The 14920-nt window shown below is 69.3% G+C and carries 26 protein-coding genes; 25 read left to right on the forward strand and 1 reads right to left on the reverse strand.

Features of this window, described 5'->3' with window-relative positions; all coding sequences use genetic code 11:
- Positions 1 to 27 precede the first annotated feature (27 nt).
- Together tuf and HGA03_RS12955 are read left to right on the forward strand one after the other, a co-directional pair.
- Positions 28 to 1218, forward strand: coding sequence for an elongation factor Tu (gene tuf, locus HGA03_RS12950; RefSeq protein WP_168630707.1), 1191 nt, complete (start codon positions 28 to 30; stop codon positions 1216 to 1218).
- A 251-nt stretch (positions 1219 to 1469) separates the two neighbouring features.
- On the forward strand, positions 1470 to 2417 hold the full coding sequence (locus HGA03_RS12955) for a hypothetical protein (RefSeq protein WP_168630708.1): 948 nt from the start codon (positions 1470 to 1472) through the stop codon (positions 2415 to 2417).
- A gap of 76 nt (positions 2418 to 2493) precedes the next feature.
- On the opposite strand, the gene tsaA is transcribed toward HGA03_RS12955, so the two are convergent.
- Positions 2494 to 2967: a tRNA (N6-threonylcarbamoyladenosine(37)-N6)-methyltransferase TrmO gene (tsaA, locus tag HGA03_RS12960; RefSeq protein ID WP_168630709.1), complete on the reverse strand. Its 474-nt coding sequence runs from the start codon at positions 2965 to 2967 to the stop codon at positions 2494 to 2496.
- 139 nt (positions 2968 to 3106) lie between these two features.
- Between tsaA and HGA03_RS12965 the strand changes: the two genes are divergently transcribed.
- The 23 genes from HGA03_RS12965 (at position 3107) to rplO (ending at position 14747) form a co-directional block, all read left to right on the forward strand.
- The gene (locus tag HGA03_RS12965; RefSeq protein WP_168630710.1) at positions 3107 to 3784 is read left to right on the forward strand and encodes a hypothetical protein; all 678 of its coding nucleotides are present in this window, start codon (positions 3107 to 3109) and stop codon (positions 3782 to 3784) included.
- 99 nt (positions 3785 to 3883) lie between these two features.
- Entirely contained in the window at positions 3884 to 4546 is a 663-nt protein-coding gene (locus HGA03_RS19415; RefSeq protein ID WP_168630711.1) for a hypothetical protein, read from the forward strand.
- A gap of 309 nt (positions 4547 to 4855) precedes the next feature.
- Complete coding sequence (gene rpsJ, locus HGA03_RS12975) at positions 4856 to 5164, forward strand: 30S ribosomal protein S10 (RefSeq protein WP_012867945.1); 309 nt, start codon at positions 4856 to 4858, stop codon at positions 5162 to 5164.
- 22 nt (positions 5165 to 5186) lie between these two features.
- The gene (rplC, locus tag HGA03_RS12980; RefSeq protein WP_168630712.1) at positions 5187 to 5846 is read left to right on the forward strand and encodes a 50S ribosomal protein L3; all 660 of its coding nucleotides are present in this window, start codon (positions 5187 to 5189) and stop codon (positions 5844 to 5846) included.
- Positions 5847 to 5851: 5 nt separating this feature from the next.
- Positions 5852 to 6541 (forward strand): 50S ribosomal protein L4, encoded by a 690-nt coding sequence (gene rplD, locus HGA03_RS12985; RefSeq protein WP_168630713.1) that lies wholly within the window; start codon positions 5852 to 5854, stop codon positions 6539 to 6541.
- Positions 6538 to 6840: a 50S ribosomal protein L23 gene (gene rplW, locus HGA03_RS12990; protein WP_168630714.1), complete on the forward strand. Its 303-nt coding sequence runs from the start codon at positions 6538 to 6540 to the stop codon at positions 6838 to 6840. The genes rplD and rplW overlap by 4 nt, the downstream gene beginning before the upstream one ends.
- A gap of 33 nt (positions 6841 to 6873) precedes the next feature.
- On the forward strand, positions 6874 to 7710 hold the full coding sequence (gene rplB, locus HGA03_RS12995; protein WP_168630715.1) for a 50S ribosomal protein L2: 837 nt from the start codon (positions 6874 to 6876) through the stop codon (positions 7708 to 7710).
- A gap of 15 nt (positions 7711 to 7725) precedes the next feature.
- Entirely contained in the window at positions 7726 to 8007 is a 282-nt protein-coding gene (rpsS, locus tag HGA03_RS13000) for a 30S ribosomal protein S19 (RefSeq protein WP_168630716.1), read from the forward strand.
- Positions 8008 to 8063: 56 nt separating this feature from the next.
- Positions 8064 to 8432, forward strand: a complete 369-nt coding sequence (rplV, locus tag HGA03_RS13005) for a 50S ribosomal protein L22 (RefSeq protein ID WP_168630717.1) — start codon at positions 8064 to 8066, stop codon at positions 8430 to 8432.
- Between the two features lie 2 nt (positions 8433 to 8434).
- On the forward strand, positions 8435 to 9268 hold the full coding sequence (gene rpsC / locus HGA03_RS13010) for a 30S ribosomal protein S3 (RefSeq protein WP_168630718.1): 834 nt from the start codon (positions 8435 to 8437) through the stop codon (positions 9266 to 9268).
- A 3-nt stretch (positions 9269 to 9271) separates the two neighbouring features.
- Positions 9272 to 9688, forward strand: a complete 417-nt coding sequence (rplP, locus tag HGA03_RS13015; RefSeq protein ID WP_168630719.1) for a 50S ribosomal protein L16 — start codon at positions 9272 to 9274, stop codon at positions 9686 to 9688.
- Positions 9688 to 9927, forward strand: a complete 240-nt coding sequence (gene rpmC, locus HGA03_RS13020) for a 50S ribosomal protein L29 (protein ID WP_168630720.1) — start codon at positions 9688 to 9690, stop codon at positions 9925 to 9927. The genes rplP and rpmC overlap by 1 nt, the downstream gene beginning before the upstream one ends.
- A 7-nt stretch (positions 9928 to 9934) precedes the next feature.
- A complete protein-coding gene (gene rpsQ, locus HGA03_RS13025; protein WP_168630721.1) occupies positions 9935 to 10222 on the forward strand; it encodes a 30S ribosomal protein S17 in 288 nt (95 codons plus the stop codon).
- A gap of 83 nt (positions 10223 to 10305) precedes the next feature.
- Positions 10306 to 10674: a 50S ribosomal protein L14 gene (gene rplN, locus HGA03_RS13030; protein WP_168630722.1), complete on the forward strand. Its 369-nt coding sequence runs from the start codon at positions 10306 to 10308 to the stop codon at positions 10672 to 10674.
- A gap of 2 nt (positions 10675 to 10676) precedes the next feature.
- Complete coding sequence (gene rplX, locus HGA03_RS13035) at positions 10677 to 11024, forward strand: 50S ribosomal protein L24 (protein WP_168630723.1); 348 nt, start codon at positions 10677 to 10679, stop codon at positions 11022 to 11024.
- On the forward strand, positions 11024 to 11590 hold the full coding sequence (rplE, locus tag HGA03_RS13040; RefSeq protein WP_168630724.1) for a 50S ribosomal protein L5: 567 nt from the start codon (positions 11024 to 11026) through the stop codon (positions 11588 to 11590). The genes rplX and rplE overlap by 1 nt, the downstream gene beginning before the upstream one ends.
- A gap of 1 nt (position 11591) precedes the next feature.
- The gene (locus tag HGA03_RS13045) at positions 11592 to 11777 is read left to right on the forward strand and encodes a type Z 30S ribosomal protein S14 (protein ID WP_168630725.1); all 186 of its coding nucleotides are present in this window, start codon (positions 11592 to 11594) and stop codon (positions 11775 to 11777) included.
- 86 nt (positions 11778 to 11863) lie between these two features.
- The gene (gene rpsH, locus HGA03_RS13050; protein WP_168630726.1) at positions 11864 to 12262 is read left to right on the forward strand and encodes a 30S ribosomal protein S8; all 399 of its coding nucleotides are present in this window, start codon (positions 11864 to 11866) and stop codon (positions 12260 to 12262) included.
- Between the two features lie 26 nt (positions 12263 to 12288).
- Entirely contained in the window at positions 12289 to 12828 is a 540-nt protein-coding gene (gene rplF, locus HGA03_RS13055) for a 50S ribosomal protein L6 (protein ID WP_168630727.1), read from the forward strand.
- 3 nt (positions 12829 to 12831) lie between these two features.
- Entirely contained in the window at positions 12832 to 13203 is a 372-nt protein-coding gene (rplR, locus tag HGA03_RS13060) for a 50S ribosomal protein L18 (RefSeq protein ID WP_168630728.1), read from the forward strand.
- A gap of 37 nt (positions 13204 to 13240) precedes the next feature.
- Positions 13241 to 13879 (forward strand): 30S ribosomal protein S5, encoded by a 639-nt coding sequence (rpsE, locus tag HGA03_RS13065; protein ID WP_168630729.1) that lies wholly within the window; start codon positions 13241 to 13243, stop codon positions 13877 to 13879.
- A complete protein-coding gene (gene rpmD / locus HGA03_RS13070; protein ID WP_168630730.1) occupies positions 13879 to 14061 on the forward strand; it encodes a 50S ribosomal protein L30 in 183 nt (60 codons plus the stop codon). The genes rpsE and rpmD overlap by 1 nt, the downstream gene beginning before the upstream one ends.
- A gap of 2 nt (positions 14062 to 14063) precedes the next feature.
- Positions 14064 to 14747 (forward strand): 50S ribosomal protein L15, encoded by a 684-nt coding sequence (gene rplO, locus HGA03_RS13075; RefSeq protein WP_168630731.1) that lies wholly within the window; start codon positions 14064 to 14066, stop codon positions 14745 to 14747.
- The last annotated feature ends 173 nt before the right edge of the window (positions 14748 to 14920 follow it).

The raw sequence follows: 14920 nt of genomic DNA on the forward strand, positions 1-14920 counted from the left end.
CTCTACACCTGTCCTGAGGAGGACCCAGTGGCCAAGGCCAAGTTCGAGCGGACCAAGCCGCACGTCAACATCGGGACCATCGGTCACGTCGACCACGGCAAGACGACGCTGACCGCTGCGATCTCGAAGGTGCTGCACGACAAGTACCCGGACCTGAACCCCTTCACGCCGTTCGACGAGATCGACAAGGCGCCGGAGGAGAAGCAGCGCGGTATCACGATCAACATCGCGCACGTCGAGTACGAGACCGAGAAGCGCCACTACGCGCACGTCGACGCTCCGGGTCACGCTGACTACATCAAGAACATGATCACCGGTGCCGCCCAGATGGACGGCGCGATCCTGGTGGTCGCCGCGACCGACGGTCCGATGGCCCAGACCCGTGAGCACGTGCTGCTCGCGCGTCAGGTCGGCGTGCCCTACCTGCTCGTGGCGCTGAACAAGTCCGACATGGTCGACGACGAGGAGATCCTCGAGCTCGTCGAGATGGAGGTCCGTGAGCTGCTGTCCTCGCAGGGCTTCGACGGCGACAACGCCCCCGTGGTGCGCGTCTCCGGCCTGAAGGCGCTCGAGGGCGACCCGACCTGGGTCAAGTCGGTCGAGGACCTGCTGGACGCGGTGGACGAGTCCATCCCGGAGCCGGTCCGTGACATGGACAAGCCGTTCCTGATGCCGATCGAGGACGTCTTCACCATCACCGGTCGTGGCACCGTCGTCACCGGCAAGGTCGACCGCGGCAAGCTCGCGATCAACTCTGAGGTCGAGATCGTCGGTATCCGTCCGGCGCAGAAGACCACGGTCACCGGTATCGAGATGTTCCACAAGCAGATGGACGAGGCGTGGGCCGGCGAGAACTGTGGCCTCCTGCTCCGCGGTACCAAGCGTGAGGACGTCGAGCGCGGCCAGGTCGTCGTGAAGCCGGGTTCGATCACCCCGCACACCGACTTCGAGGGCCAGGTCTACATCCTGACCAAGGACGAGGGTGGGCGTCACAACCCGTTCTTCTCCAACTACCGTCCGCAGTTCTACTTCCGGACCACCGACGTCACCGGTGTCATCACGCTGCCCGAGGGCACCGAGATGGTCATGCCGGGCGACAACTCGGAGATCACGGTGGAGCTGATCCAGCCCATCGCCATGGAGGAGGGCCTCGGCTTCGCCATCCGTGAGGGTGGCCGCACCGTGGGCTCCGGCCGGGTCACCAAGATCATCAAGTGATCGTGCGCCCCTAGGGGCACAGTTCGACCGGGAGGGCCCGGACACCCGCGAGGGTGTCCGGGCCCTCCTGCCGTCTCCGCCCCGCGCGACCCGCGGCCAGCGGAATCTCGATCCACATGCGTCAAGAGACGCCTGTCCCGCGGATTCCCGTGGGTACCGACTCGTCCACAGGCGCACGCGCCCCGCAGTTGTCCCCAGGGTGCGGTGGCGGAGGATGCCGAGACGGTGCCGGCCGGGTCACGCTGCGGGCCATGGACGACGTGCTGCGCACCCTGCCGACCGGGCTGATCCTCGCCTCACACGCCGCCGCCGGCGGAGTCGGCGTCGACGCCCTGCAGCGCGCCGTGCGATCCGGGCTGCTGGTCCGGTTGCGGCACGGCGCCTACCTGCGAGCCGCCGACTGGGAGCCTGCCTCGCCCGATCGGCGCTACCGGTGGGTGGTGGAGGCCGCTGGACGACAACTGCACGATCCCGTGTTCACGCACGAGTCCGCCGCGGTGATCTGGGGGCTGCCGCTGATCGCACCGTCGCGCACCGTGCATGTCCTCGGGTCGCCGTCCCCCGGCCAGGCAGCCCACGGGTTCGGCGTGCGCGGCGGGGTGCATCGGCACGGCAGCGCCACGATGCCGACGGTGGTCCGGGTCGACGGACTCCGGCTGACCACGGTCCCGGACACGCTGGTCACGCTCGCTGCGGCCCGGTCGGTGGAGGTGGGGTTGGCCGCGGCCGATCATGCGCTGCGACGCGGACTGGCCACCGCAGAGTCGTTGTGCGCGGCCGTCTGCGAGTCCGGGCGCCGGCACGGGGTGCGGCGGGCGCGGGTGGTCGCGGAACTGGCGGATGCCAAGGCCGAGTCACCGGGGGAGTCGGTCAGTCGGGCCCGGATCCATCTGGAGGGCCTGGTCGCCCCAGAACTCCAGGTGCCGTTCACCGACCGGACGGGGCGACGCAGCCGGGTGGACTTCTGGTGGCCGCAGGCTCGGGTGATCGGTGAGTTCGACGGGCGGATGAAGTACCGGGTGGACGGAGTCGCCGACCGGCGATCGGTCGAGGACCGTGTGTGGGCGGAGAAGCGTCGAGAGGACCGGCTGCGATCGACTGGTGTCCGGGTCGTCCGCTGGACCTGGGCAGACCTCTGGCGCCCGGGCGCCCTACCGGACCTCCTCCGCACGGCCGGCGTTCCCCTCCGCGACCGGTGACGTCGCCAGCACATGCGGATCCTCGCGCGGCAGACGCACACACGCATGTGTGCGGAGAGTTGCCGCATGTCGCGGGCTACACGTGACGGAGCACGTGCGACCAGTCGAAGTCCGCGGACTCCTCGATGGTGCCCGGCCAGCCGGCCGCCCAGTCCGGTACCACCGGGTGTGCGGGGCGGTCGACGCTGGGGGAGTAGGGCTTGATGTCCAGCACCGGGGTGCCGTCCTCGGCGTCCAGCCAGTCCACCCGGAGCAGGTCGTCCGCCACGCCGAGGATCCGCGGGACCGACAGCCCGATCGGGTTCGGGCGCACCGGCGACCGGGTGGCGAACACCCCCAGGGTGTCCGGGCCGCCGGCGTAGGGGCCGTCCAGCTCGGTCCGGGTGCGCAGTTCGGGGTCGTCGACCTTGTCGGCCCACCAGAGCACGATCGCGTGGCTGAACCCGGCCAGGCCGTGCAGCGCGCGGGTGTACTCCGGTGTCAGCAGCACGGCCGGTCCGTCCGGCCGGTGCTGTACGTGGCCGATGGGTTGGGCGATATCGGCGGGCATGGCGCTCCTCGGGGTGGTGGCTGCGGCTGAGGGGCGCGCCCGACGCTAGGGGACCGGCATCCGCGGTGTCACTCTTTCGCTGGTCCATCTGGCGTACAGCCGGTCCACGGGGATCGTGGCCTGTGCCACGCTTCGCGCCATGAAGATGACCCTGGACGAGTTCCGGCAGCGGGCGGTCGTACCCCGGCTCGCCGGCTCCATCGCCGCCGTGGTCGGCGGCATCCTGCTCCTGCTCCTGCTGTACAACGCCCGGTCTGCCTGGGAGTCGATGGACGCCAACCCGTGGGCCTCGTTCTGGGACCTGTTCTGGGTGACCACCGGGGAGAACGGCAGCACCAGCCCGGTGCTGGTCGCGCTGGTGTGGGGTCCGGTGGTGCTGCTGCCGGTGATCCTGGTCCTGGTGGTCGTCGACCTGCTCACCCACGAGGGCCGGGTGGACAAGGTGTACCAGCGCTACCTGCAGGACGGATGGGTCGCCGAGCAGCTGCCCACCGGCGTCCGGGTCAAGGTCGGCCGCAACCAGGTCGACGTGGTCGTGCTCTCCGGTCCGGGCCAGCCGCCGGCCGAGCTCGCCGGTCCGGCCGCCTCGGTCGGGGCGCGGGTGGCCGCGATGGACAAGAAGCAGCGCCGGGCCTGGGAGGCCGCGGTGGCCCGGCAGGTGCAGGACGGTTTCCCGGTCGGGGACCTGATGCCGGAGCTGCCGCCGCGGGTGCTGGCCTGCGCCCGCCGCGGCAAGTCCTCGCAGGCGATCGTGGTCGGCGGGGAGTCGCTGGCGATCCTCGCGGTGAAGCCCGCCCCGGCGCCGGTCACCGCCTGACGCTCCCACCGCCGCCCGGGTGCGGGGCACCACCCAGTCCCGCACCCGGGCGGCGCACTGTGCGACCGGGTGGTGGCCCGCCGATGTGAGCCTGCGGTCATGCAGCTCACCCGGGAGCAGTTCGCGAGGCAGGTGATCGTGCCCGCCGGGCCGGCCGGCGCCATCGCCCCGCTGGTCGGCTCGATCGCGGTCCTGCTGCTGCTGACCAACCTGCGGACCTGCTGGCGATCGAGGGAACTGAATCCCGGGGTGTCGTTCTGGCAGTTGTTCTGGGGGCTGAGGGACGCCGGGGACCTGGATCCGGTGCGCCTGCTGCTGGTGGGTGGGCCCCTGCTGCTGGTGCCGGTGGTGCTGGCCCTGGTGCTGGCGGACCGTGCCGGCCGGGGCGCCCGGGTCGACCGGCATTACCGGGCCTACCTGCGTTCCGGGTGGACGGCGGTGCAGATCCCGACCGGGGTGCGGGTGCCGGTGAACCGGGTCCGGTTGCCGCTGGTGGTGCTGTGCGGGCCGCAGGAGTCGCCGCCTGCGATGGCCGCTGCCGCGGCGCGGGTGGGCGCCCGGGTTGCCGCGATGGACCGGCAGGAGCGGCGCGAGTGGGAGTCCCGGTTGCCCACTACGGTGGAGAGCGGCTTCCGGGTCGGCGGGCTGATGCCGGAGCTGCCGCCGTCCACGCTGGCCTGCACCCGGCGCCGCCGCACGGACCGGGTGCTGGTGATCGGCGACGGGATCGTCCTGCGCGTGCGGCACCGGCGCGGAGTGTGACGCAGCACCGGATTGGCTTGATCACGCGCCGTCTGGCACACTGGACAAGTTGCCCGAGGACGGGACCGCCTGCGCGCGTGCGCTCGGGCCGGTGAACCGCGGCGGGCAGTGATGGATATGACGCGTTGTGGGCTCACCACGGGCCGGGGTCACCCGGTGCCGAGCCCCCACATCACCATCGACCCCATCCTGGTGTGTCGCCCTCGGGTGTGCCGCCGGGACCAGCGCCACGGTATGTCGCTCGATGCGACACGCCCGAGTGCGGGGGTCGGACAGAAGCAGTTCGAAGAGAGAGAAGTAGACGACGCCATGGCGGGACAGAAGATCCGCATCCGGCTCAAGTCCTACGACCACGAGGTCATCGACAGTTCGGCGCGCAAGATCGTCGACACGGTGACCCGCGCTGGTGCGACGGTCGTGGGCCCGGTGCCGCTGCCGACGGAGAAGAACGTCTTCTGCGTCATCCGGTCGCCTCACAAGTACAAGGACAGCCGTGAGCACTTCGAGATGCGCACGCACAAGCGGCTGATCGACATCATCGATCCCACGCCGAAGGCCGTCGACTCGCTGATGCGGCTCGACCTGCCCGCGGACGTGAACATCGAGATCAAGCTCTGACGCTGGGAAGGAACTGATCTTCATGGTTACCCAGCAGAACGCGCGCCCCGTGACGGCGGTGCTCGGGACCAAGCTCGGCATGACTCAGGTGTGGGACGCCGAGGGGCGTCTCGTTCCGGTCACCGTCGTGCAGGTCGGCACGAACGTCGTCACCCAGGTGCGCTCCGCTGAGACTGACGGTTACGCCGCGGTGCAGCTGGCCTTCGGCCAGATCGACCCGCGCAAGGTGACCAAGCCGCTCAAGGGCCACTTCGAGAAGGCCGGGGTCACCCCCCGTCGCCACGTGGCCGAGATCCGCACGACGAACGCGGCCGAGTTCACACTCGGCCAGGAGATCACCGCCGAGGTCTTCGAGGCCGGGCAGCTGGTCGACGTGATCGGCACCACCAAGGGCAAGGGCACCGCCGGTGTCATGAAGCGGCACGGGTTCGCCGGTGTGAGCGCCTCGCACGGTGCGCACCGCAACCACCGCAAGCCCGGTTCGATCGGTGGCGCCTCCACCCCGTCGCGCGTCTTCAAGGGTCTGCGCATGGCCGGCCGCATGGGCCACGTCCAGCAGACCACTCAGAACCTGACCGTCCACGCGGTCGACGCCGAGAAGGGCCTGCTGCTGCTCAAGGGCGCAGTTCCCGGTCCCAAGCGCGGGGTCGTCGTCGTGCGTACCGCTGTGAAGGGGGCATGAGCTTCATGACCACCCAGACTGTCGACGTGCTCGACGCCGCGGGCAAGAAGGCCGGCACCGCCGACCTTCCGGCCGAGGTCTTCGACGCGCAGACCAACATCCCGCTGATCCACCAGGTCGTCGTCGCCCAGCTCGCCGCGGCGCGCCAGGGCACCCACGACACCAAGACCCGTGGTGAGGTCCGGGGTGGCGGCAAGAAGCCGTACAAGCAGAAGGGCACCGGCCGCGCCCGTCAGGGTTCGACCCGTGCGCCGCAGTTCGCCGGTGGTGGGACCGTCCACGGTCCGCAGCCGCGCGACTACTCGCAGCGGACCCCCAAGAAGATGAAGGCCGCGGCGCTCCGCGGTGCTCTGTCCGACCGGGCCCGTGCGGGCCGCGTCCACGTCGTCACCGGCTTCGGTGTCGACCAGGCGCCGTCCACCAAGGCCGCGCTGGCGGTGCTCGGGCAGCTGTCCGACCGCAAGCACGTGCTGGTCGTGGTCGAGCGTCAGGACGAGCTGGCCTGGAAGTCGCTGCGCAACGTCGAGCGGGTCCACCTGCTCGTCGCCGACCAGCTCAACACCTACGACGTGCTCGTCTCCGACGACGTCGTGTTCACCCAGGGTGCGCTCGACACGTTCCTGGCCGGCCCCGCCAAGGGCAAGTCGGCCACGGCCGTGGCGTCGTCCGCTGAGGTCGAGGAGGACACCAAGTGACCACGGTCGCCAAGGACCCGCGCGACATCCTGATCGCGCCGGTCGTCTCCGAGAAGAGCTACGGCCTGATCGACGAGGGCAAGTACACGTTCATCGTGGACCCCCGCGCGAACAAGACCGAGATCAAGATCGCCGTGGAGCAGATCTTCGGCGTGAAGGTTTCTTCGGTGAACACCGCCAACCGGAAGGGCAAGGCGCGCCGGACCAAGTTCGGCATCGGTCGTCGTAAGGACACCAAGCGCGCCATCGTCACCCTCCGCGAGGGCACGATCGACATCTTCGGCGGACCGGTCGGCTGACCGGGCTCAAGAGCAGAACGAGGACAGATCCCCATGGGAATCCGTAAGTACAAGCCGACGACGCCGGGCCGCCGCGGTTCGTCCGTCGCCGACTTCGTCGAGATCACGCGCTCGGAGCCGGAGAAGTCGCTGGTCCGCCCGCTGCACAAGACGGGTGGTCGCAACTCGACCGGCCGCGTCACCGTGCGGCACCACGGCGGTGGCCACAAGCGCGCCTACCGCGTGATCGACTTCCGTCGCCACGACAAGGACGGCGTGCCGGCCAAGGTCGCTCACATCGAGTACGACCCCAACCGCACCGCTCGCATCGCCCTGCTGCACTACGCAGACGGCGAGAAGCGCTACATCATCGCCCCGAACAAGCTGTCTCAGGGTGACATCGTCGAGGCCGGTGCCGGCGCCGACATCAAGCCCGGCAACAACCTGCCGCTGCGCAACATCCCGACCGGTACGGTCATCCACGCCATCGAGCTCAAGCCCGGTGGCGGCGCGAAGATCGCCCGCTCGGCCGGTGTCTCGGTGCAGCTGGTGGCCAAGGACGGGCCCTACGCGCAGCTGCGCATGCCCTCCGGCGAGATCCGCAACGTCGACCTGCGCTGCCGCGCCACGGTCGGCGAGGTGGGCAACGCCGAGCAGTCGAACATCAACTGGGGCAAGGCCGGCCGCATGCGGTGGAAGGGCAAGCGCCCGACCGTCCGTGGTGTGGCGATGAACCCGATCGACCACCCGCACGGTGGTGGTGAGGGCAAGACCTCCGGTGGTCGCCACCCGGTCAGCCCGTGGGGTCAGCCCGAGGGCCGTACCCGCCGGCCGAACAAGCCGAGCGACAAGCTCATCGTCCGTCGCCGCCGTACCGGCAAGAAGCGCTGATAGGAGCCGGGAGACATGCCTCGCAGCTTGAAGAAGGGGCCCTTCGTCGACGGGCACCTGCAGAAGAAGGTCGACGCGCAGAATGCGGCCGGCTCCAAGAACGTCATCAAGACCTGGTCCCGCCGTTCGGTCATCACGCCGGACTTCCTGGGCCACACGTTCGCGGTGCACGACGGTCGTAAGCACACGCCGGTGTTCGTGACGGAGGCGATGGTCGGGCACAAGCTCGGCGAGTTCGCCCCGACGCGGACGTTCCGCGGCCACGAGAAGGACGACCGGAAGGGCCGTCGCCGCTGACCCCCGGGTCAGTGTCGCGACAGCCTGGACGGCTGAGACAAGAAGGCAGGACAGCAATGGAAGCCAAGGCGAAGGCGCGGTTCGTCCGCGTCACGCCCCAGAAGGCCCGGCGCGTCGTGGACCTCATCCGTGGCAAGCAGGCCGGCGAGGCCGTGCAGGTGCTGAAGTTCGCACCGCAGGCCGCGGGTGAGACGGTCCTCAAGGTCGTCGAGTCCGCGATCGCCAACGCCCGCGAGCTCGCGAAGCGGGACGGGGAGCGATTCGACGAGGGTGCGCTGTACGTCGCAGAGGCGTTCGTCGACGAGGGTCCGACCCTCAAGCGGTTCCGCCCCCGGGCGCAGGGCCGCGCGAGCCAGATCCTCAAGCGGACCAGCCACATCACCGTGGTGGTCGCTGAGCGTGAGACCACGAAGGGAAGGGCCTGACAGTGGGACAGAAGGTCAACCCGCTCGGGTACCGCCTGGGCATCACGACCGACCACCGCTCTCGGTGGTTCGCCGACTCGACCAAGCCGGGTCAGCGGTACCGCGACTACGTCCGTGAGGACGTCCAGATCCGGAAGCTGATGAGCACCGGCCTGGAGCGTGCCGGCATCGCCAAGGTGGAGATCGAGCGCACCCGTGACCGGGTTCGCGTCGACATCCACACCGCGCGTCCGGGCATCGTCATCGGTCGCCGTGGCGCCGAGGCGGACCGCATCCGCGGCGAGCTGGAGAAGCTCACCGGCAAGCAGGTGCAGCTGAACATCCTCGAGGTGAAGAACGCCGAGATCGAGGCTCAGCTGGTTGCCCAGGGCATCGCCGAGCAGCTCGCCTCCCGTGTGTCCTTCCGCCGTGCCATGCGCAAGGGCATCCAGTCCGCGCAGCGTGCCGGCGCCAAGGGCATCCGGGTGCAGGTCTCCGGCCGCCTCGGCGGTGCGGAGATGAGCCGTACCGAGTTCTACCGCGAGGGGCGCGTGCCGCTGCACACCCTGCGCGCGAACATCGACTACGGCTTCTACGAGGCCCGCACCACCTTCGGCCGGATCGGCGTGAAGGTCTGGGTCTACAAGGGCGACATGACCGAGCGCGAGTTCGCTCGTGAGCAGGCGTCGCAGGCACCGCGTTCCCAGGGCCGTGGCCGTGGCGAGCGTGGGGACCGCGGCGGCGACCGTGGCCCGCGTGGCGGTGGCCGCCGGAACGAGCGTGCGGAGGCCCCCCGGGCCGCCGAGGCTGCCGCTCCGGCCGAGACCGCCGCTCCTGAGACCGGAACGGAGGCCTGAGCCGTGCTGATCCCGCGTCGGCTGAAGCACCGCAAGCAGCACCACCCCAAGCGCTCCGGCGCCGCCACGGGTGGCACCACGATCGCCTTCGGCGACTTCGGCATCCAGGCTCTCGAGCCCGCCTACGTCACCAACCGGCAGATCGAGGCTGCGCGTATCGCCATGACCCGCCACATCAAGCGTGGTGGAAAGGTCTGGATCAACATCTACCCGGACCGTCCGCTCACCAAGAAGCCCGCCGAGACCCGCATGGGTTCCGGTAAGGGTTCCCCGGAGTGGTGGGTCGCCAACGTCAAGCCCGGCCGAGTGATGTTCGAGCTCGCCGGTGTCCCGGAGCCGCTGGCTCGCGAGGCCATGCGCCGCGCGCAGCACAAGCTCCCGATGAAGACCCGTTTCGTGGTTCGCGAGGGTGGTAACTGATGGCTATCGGCACCAAGGACCTGGCTCCCAGCGAGCTGGACACCTTTGACGACGAGCGCCTCGTGGCCGAGCTGAAGAAGGCCAAGGAGGAGCTGTTCAACCTGCGGTTCCAGTCGGCCACCGGCCAGCTCGAGAGCCACGGGCGCCTCAAGGCCGTGCGTCGCGACATCGCGCGGATCTACACGATCCTGCGCGAGCGCGAGCTCGGTATCCGGACTGCGCCGAGTGCGAGCGAGTGAGGACTCGATGAGCGAGAACACCAACGAGACCACTGCCGTGCAGGCGCGGCCGTACCGCAAGACGCGGCGCGGCTACGTGGTCAGCGACAAGATGGACAAGACCGTCGTGGTCGAAGTCGAGGACCGGGTCAAGCACCCGCTCTACGGCAAGGTCATCCGGCGGACGAGCAAGGTCAAGGTCCACGACGAGGCCTCGCAGGCCGGCGTCGGCGACCTGGTCGTGATCATGGAGACCCGCCCGCTGTCCGCCACCAAGCGGTGGCGTCTGGTGGAGATCCTCGAGAAGGCGAAGTAGGCCTTCCCTCTTCTCCCCCCTTATCCGTTCGGCCAGGCTCGCACCTCGCGGCGTGAGAACCGGCAGACGACAGGAGTTAGTCAATGATTCAGCAGGAGTCGCGACTTCGGGTCGCCGACAACACGGGTGCCAAGGAGATTCTGTGCATCCGCGTTCTCGGTGGGTCCGGCCGTCGCTACGCCGGTATCGGTGACGTCATCGTCGCCACCGTCAAGGACGCGATCCCGGGCGGCAACGTCAAGAAGGGCGACGTCGTCAAGGCGGTCGTCGTGCGCACCCGCAAGGAGCGCCGGCGCGTGGACGGCTCGTACATCAAGTTCGACGAGAACGCTGCGGTGATCCTCAAGAACGACGGCGAGCCGCGCGGTACCCGCATCTTCGGCCCCGTGGGTCGCGAGCTGCGCGACAAGAAGTTCATGAAGATCATCTCGCTGGCTCCGGAGGTGATCTGATCATGGCGAAGATCAAGAAGGGCGACCTGGTGGTCGTCATCTCGGGTTCGCGCAAGGACCGTGGCAAGCAGGGCCGTGTGCTCGAGGTGCTGACGGACCGCGACCGTGTGATCGTCGAGGGCATCCACCGCGTCACGAAGCACGTCAAGGTCGGTCAGTCGCAGCGCGGCTCCCGCACCGGCGGCATCGAGACGGTCGAGGCGCCCATCCACATCAGCAACGTGATGCTGGTCGACCCCGAGACCAAGCGTGGTACCCGGGTCGGCTACCGCACCGAGCAGGTCGAGCGTGACGGCCGCACCCGCACTGCGCGGGTCCGCGTCGCCAAGCGCTCCGGTAAGGACATCTGATGACCGCCGAGACCACCTACCCGACGCCGCGTCTGAAGACCCGGTACAACGAGGAGATCCGCTCGACGCTCCGCTCCGAGTTCGATCACGAGAACATCAACCAGGTCGCGCGCCTGGTGAAGGTCGTCGTGAACATGGGCGTGGGCGACGCGGCGAAGGACTCGAAGCTGATCGAGGGCGCGATCCGCGACCTCCAGCAGATCACCGGTCAGAAGCCGCAGGTGACCAAGGCCCGCAAGTCCATCGCGCAGTTCAAGCTGCGTGAGGGCATGCCGATCGGCGCCCACGTGACGCTGCGCGGCGACCGGGCCTGGGAGTTCCTGGACCGCCTGCTGTCCACCGCACTGCCCCGGATCCGCGACTTCCGCGGGCTGTCCGCCAAGCAGTTCGACGGGCACGGCAACTACACCTTCGGTCTCACGGAGCAGTCGATGTTCCACGAGATCGACCAGGACAAGATCGACCGTGTCCGCGGTATGGACATCACGGTCGTCACCACCGCGACCACCGACGAGGAGGGCCGGGCGCTGCTGAAGCACCTGGGCTTCCCCTTCAAGGAGGACTGACATGGCGAAGACCGCCCTGAAGAACAAGGCCGCGGGCAAGCAGAAGTTCGCCGTGCGGGCCTACACCCGGTGCCAGCGGTGCGGTCGTCCGCACTCCGTGTACCGCAAGTTCGGGCTGTGCCGGATCTGCCTGCGGGAGATGGCCCACGCCGGCCAGCTCCCCGGTGTGACCAAGAGCAGCTGGTAACCAACGACGTCGCAGGTCCGCGGACGGGCCCGGCCACCTAGGCCGGCCCGCCGCGGATACCACGGCGAGGAAGGGCAAACGCCCCCATGACGATGACCGACCCGATCGCAGACTTCCTGACCCGTCTGCGGAACGCGAACTCGGCGCACCACGACGAGGTCACGATTCCGTACTCGAAGCTGAAGTCGCACATCGCGGAGATCCTCCAGGCGGAGGGTTACATCTCCGGCTGGACCGTCGAGGACGCCCGCGTGGGCAAGAACCTCGTGGTCTCCCTCAAGTACGGCCCGAACCGCGAGCGTGCGCTCGTCGGTATCAAGCGCGTGTCCAAGCCCGGTCTGCGGGTGTACACGAAGTCCACCAACCTGCCCAAGGTGCTCGGCGGCCTGGGCGTGGCGATCCTGTCCACGTCCTCCGGTCTCCTCACCGACAAGCAGGCCGCCAAGAAGGGCGTGGGTGGGGAAGTCCTCGCCTACGTCTGGTAAGTCCGAGACGGAAAGGAAGTCAAGCAATGTCTCGAATCGGCAGACTCCCCGTCCCGGTCCCGACCGGTGTGGACGTCAACATTGATGGCGCCGTGGTGACGGTCAAGGGCCCCAAGGGCACCCTGACCCACACCGTCGCCTCCCCGATCCAGGTCGCTCGCGACGAGGACGGTGCCCTGGTGGTCACCCGTCCCGACGACGAGCGCCTCTCCCGCTCGCTGCACGGCCTGACCCGCACCCTGATCTCGAACCTCGTCACCGGTGTCACCGCCGGCTACGAGAAGAAGCTCGAGATCGTGGGCACCGGTTACCGCGTGACCGCCAAGGGCTCGGACCTCGAGTTCGCCCTGGGCTTCAGCCACCCGGTGGTCGTCAGCGCCCCCGAGGGCATCACCTTCGCCGTCGAGTCCCCGACCAAGTTCTCGGTCGCCGGCATCGACAAGCAGCAGGTGGGCGAGGTCGCCGCCAACATCCGGAAGATCCGCAAGCCCGAGCCCTACAAGGGCAAGGGTGTGCGCTACGCGGGCGAGAACGTCCGCCGCAAGGTCGGAAAGGCTGGTAAGTAAGCCATGGCGATCATCGTCAAGGGCAAGGGCAAGTCCATCGCCCGTAAGCGCCGCCACCTGCGTCTGCGCAAGAAGATCGCGGGCACCGCCGCGCGTCCGCGCCTGGTCGTGACCCGGTCCAACCGGAACATCGTCGCCCAGATCGTCGACGACGGCGTGGGCCGCACCCTGGTGTCGGCCTCGTCGCTGGAGGCGGACCTGCGCGCCGCCGACGGCGACAAGAGCGCCAAGGCCAAGCGGGTCGGCGAGCTGATCGCCGAGCGCGCCAAGGCCGCCGGCATCGACGCGGTGGTCTTCGACCGCGGCGGTAACAAGTACCACGGCCGGGTGGCCGCGGTCGCCGACGCCGCCCGCGAGGGTGGGCTGGCCCTGTGACCACGACCATTCCCGCATCGAAGGTGAGGAACCACTGATGGCTGCTCCTCAGCGCAGCAACACGGGCGCACCGCAGGGTGGTGGCGACCGCCGCGATGGTGGCCGCCGCGACAACCGCCGCGGGGACGCCCAGGAGAAGAGCGCGTTCCTGGAGCGCGTCGTCTCGATCAACCGTGTCGCCAAGGTCGTCAAGGGTGGTCGTCGCTTCAGCTTCACCGCCCTGGTGGTCGTGGGCGACGGCGACGGCACCGTGGGTGTCGGCTACGGCAAGGCCAAGGAGGTGCCCGCGGCGATCGCCAAGGGTGTCGAGGAGGCGAAGAAGAACTTCTTCCGCGTCCCCCGCATCCAGGGCACCATCACCCACCCGATCCAGGGTGAGGCCGCTGCCGGTGTCGTCTTCCTGCGTCCCGCCTCCCCGGGTACCGGTGTGATCGCCGGTGGTCCGGTGCGTGCGGTGCTGGAGTGCGCCGGCGTGCACGACATCCTGTCCAAGTCCCTGGGTTCCTCCAACGCCATCAACATCGTGCACGCCACGGTGGCGGCGCTGAAGGGCCTGGAGGAGCCGGCCGCCGTGGCCGCGCGCCGCGGCAAGACCCTCGAGGAGGTCGCCCCGGCGGCCCTCCTGCGGTCCCAGGCCGCCGGTCGCCCGGACAAGGCAGAGAAGGTGGGTGCGTGATGGCCCGCCTGAAGGTGACCCAGACCAAGTCCGCCATCGGCGGTAAGCAGAACCAGCGCGACACGCTGCGCACCCTGGGCCTCAAGCGGATCGGCGACGTCGTCGTCAAGGAGGACCGTCCCGAGATCCGCGGCATGGTCAACACGGTGACGCACCTGGTCGCGGTCGAGGAGGTGGAGTGACGATGGCTGACGAGAAGAAGGCCACTGAGTCCACGGCTCCGGAGGAGGCGCCGGCCAAGGCTCCGAAGGCGACCAAGGCGAAGGCTGCGGCCTCCGAGGCTGCGGCCGAGAAGCCCGCCGCCAAGAAGCCGGCCGCCAAGGCGAAGACCGAGGCTGCGGCCGCGGACAAGCCGAAGGCCGCCGCCAAGAAGCCCGCTGCCACCAAGGCCGCCAAGGAGGAGAAGACCACTGAGGGTGCCGGCGGCACGCTCAAGGTCCACCACCTCCGCCCGGCCCCCGGCGCCAAGACCGCCAAGACCCGCGTGGGTCGTGGTGAGGCGTCGAAGGGTAAGACGGCCGGCCGCGGTACCAAGGGCACCAAGGCCCGGTACCAGGTGCCGGAGCGCTTCGAGGGTGGGCAGATGCCGCTGCACATGCGGCTGCCCAAGCTCCGCGGCTTCAAGAACCCGTTCCGGGTCGAGTACCAGGTCGTGAACCTGGAGAAGCTCGCGTCGCTGTACCCCGAGGGTGGCGAGGTCACCGTCGAGGACCTGGTGGCCAAGGGTGCGGTCCGCAAGGGCCAGCCGGTCAAGGTGCTCGGTGCCGGTGAGCTCACCGTGAAGCTCTCGGTCGCGGTGGACGCGCTGTCCGGTTCGGCCAAGGACAAGATCCTGGCCGCCGGCGGCAGCATCGCGCAGCAGGACTGAGTCGGACGACGGGGCCGGTGGGATTCCTCCCACCGGCCCCGTTGCCGTCTCCACGGTCGGTCGCCCCCGGCTCCCCGGCCGACCACCCCCGGTCACCTGGTGGGGCACCGGATACCCGTGTCCCGCGGGTTGTCCGTTAAGGTTCCTCAGAGACATCTGAGCCGAGCCATGCC

Source organism: Cellulomonas denverensis (genome assembly GCF_012396125.1).
GTDB classification, from domain to species: Bacteria; Actinomycetota; Actinomycetes; order Actinomycetales; family Cellulomonadaceae; genus Cellulomonas; species Cellulomonas denverensis.

What these genes read in the sequence shown, in the direction of transcription:
- HGA03_RS12955 (WP_168630708.1), top strand. Translation starts at nt 1,470, where the DNA reads ATGGACGACGTGCTGCGCACCCTGCCGACCGGGCTGATCCTCGCCTCA.
- tsaA (WP_168630709.1), bottom strand. Translation starts at nt 2,967, where the DNA reads ATGCCCGCCGATATCGCCCAACCCATCGGCCACGTACAGCACCGGCCG.
- HGA03_RS12965 (WP_168630710.1), top strand. Translation starts at nt 3,107, where the DNA reads ATGAAGATGACCCTGGACGAGTTCCGGCAGCGGGCGGTCGTACCCCGG.
- HGA03_RS19415 (WP_168630711.1), top strand. Translation starts at nt 3,884, where the DNA reads ATGCAGCTCACCCGGGAGCAGTTCGCGAGGCAGGTGATCGTGCCCGCC.
- rpsJ (WP_012867945.1), top strand. Translation starts at nt 4,856, where the DNA reads ATGGCGGGACAGAAGATCCGCATCCGGCTCAAGTCCTACGACCACGAG.
- rplC (WP_168630712.1), top strand. Translation starts at nt 5,187, where the DNA reads ATGGTTACCCAGCAGAACGCGCGCCCCGTGACGGCGGTGCTCGGGACC.
- rplD (WP_168630713.1), top strand. Translation starts at nt 5,852, where the DNA reads ATGACCACCCAGACTGTCGACGTGCTCGACGCCGCGGGCAAGAAGGCC.
- rplB (WP_168630715.1), top strand. Translation starts at nt 6,874, where the DNA reads ATGGGAATCCGTAAGTACAAGCCGACGACGCCGGGCCGCCGCGGTTCG.
- rpsS (WP_168630716.1), top strand. Translation starts at nt 7,726, where the DNA reads ATGCCTCGCAGCTTGAAGAAGGGGCCCTTCGTCGACGGGCACCTGCAG.
- rplV (WP_168630717.1), top strand. Translation starts at nt 8,064, where the DNA reads ATGGAAGCCAAGGCGAAGGCGCGGTTCGTCCGCGTCACGCCCCAGAAG.
- rpmC (WP_168630720.1), top strand. Translation starts at nt 9,688, where the DNA reads ATGGCTATCGGCACCAAGGACCTGGCTCCCAGCGAGCTGGACACCTTT.
- rpsQ (WP_168630721.1), top strand. Translation starts at nt 9,935, where the DNA reads ATGAGCGAGAACACCAACGAGACCACTGCCGTGCAGGCGCGGCCGTAC.
- rplN (WP_168630722.1), top strand. Translation starts at nt 10,306, where the DNA reads ATGATTCAGCAGGAGTCGCGACTTCGGGTCGCCGACAACACGGGTGCC.
- rplX (WP_168630723.1), top strand. Translation starts at nt 10,677, where the DNA reads ATGGCGAAGATCAAGAAGGGCGACCTGGTGGTCGTCATCTCGGGTTCG.
- rplE (WP_168630724.1), top strand. Translation starts at nt 11,024, where the DNA reads ATGACCGCCGAGACCACCTACCCGACGCCGCGTCTGAAGACCCGGTAC.
- HGA03_RS13045 (WP_168630725.1), top strand. Translation starts at nt 11,592, where the DNA reads ATGGCGAAGACCGCCCTGAAGAACAAGGCCGCGGGCAAGCAGAAGTTC.
- rpsH (WP_168630726.1), top strand. Translation starts at nt 11,864, where the DNA reads ATGACGATGACCGACCCGATCGCAGACTTCCTGACCCGTCTGCGGAAC.
- rplF (WP_168630727.1), top strand. Translation starts at nt 12,289, where the DNA reads ATGTCTCGAATCGGCAGACTCCCCGTCCCGGTCCCGACCGGTGTGGAC.
- rplR (WP_168630728.1), top strand. Translation starts at nt 12,832, where the DNA reads ATGGCGATCATCGTCAAGGGCAAGGGCAAGTCCATCGCCCGTAAGCGC.
- rpsE (WP_168630729.1), top strand. Translation starts at nt 13,241, where the DNA reads ATGGCTGCTCCTCAGCGCAGCAACACGGGCGCACCGCAGGGTGGTGGC.
- rpmD (WP_168630730.1), top strand. Translation starts at nt 13,879, where the DNA reads ATGGCCCGCCTGAAGGTGACCCAGACCAAGTCCGCCATCGGCGGTAAG.
- rplO (WP_168630731.1), top strand. Translation starts at nt 14,064, where the DNA reads ATGGCTGACGAGAAGAAGGCCACTGAGTCCACGGCTCCGGAGGAGGCG.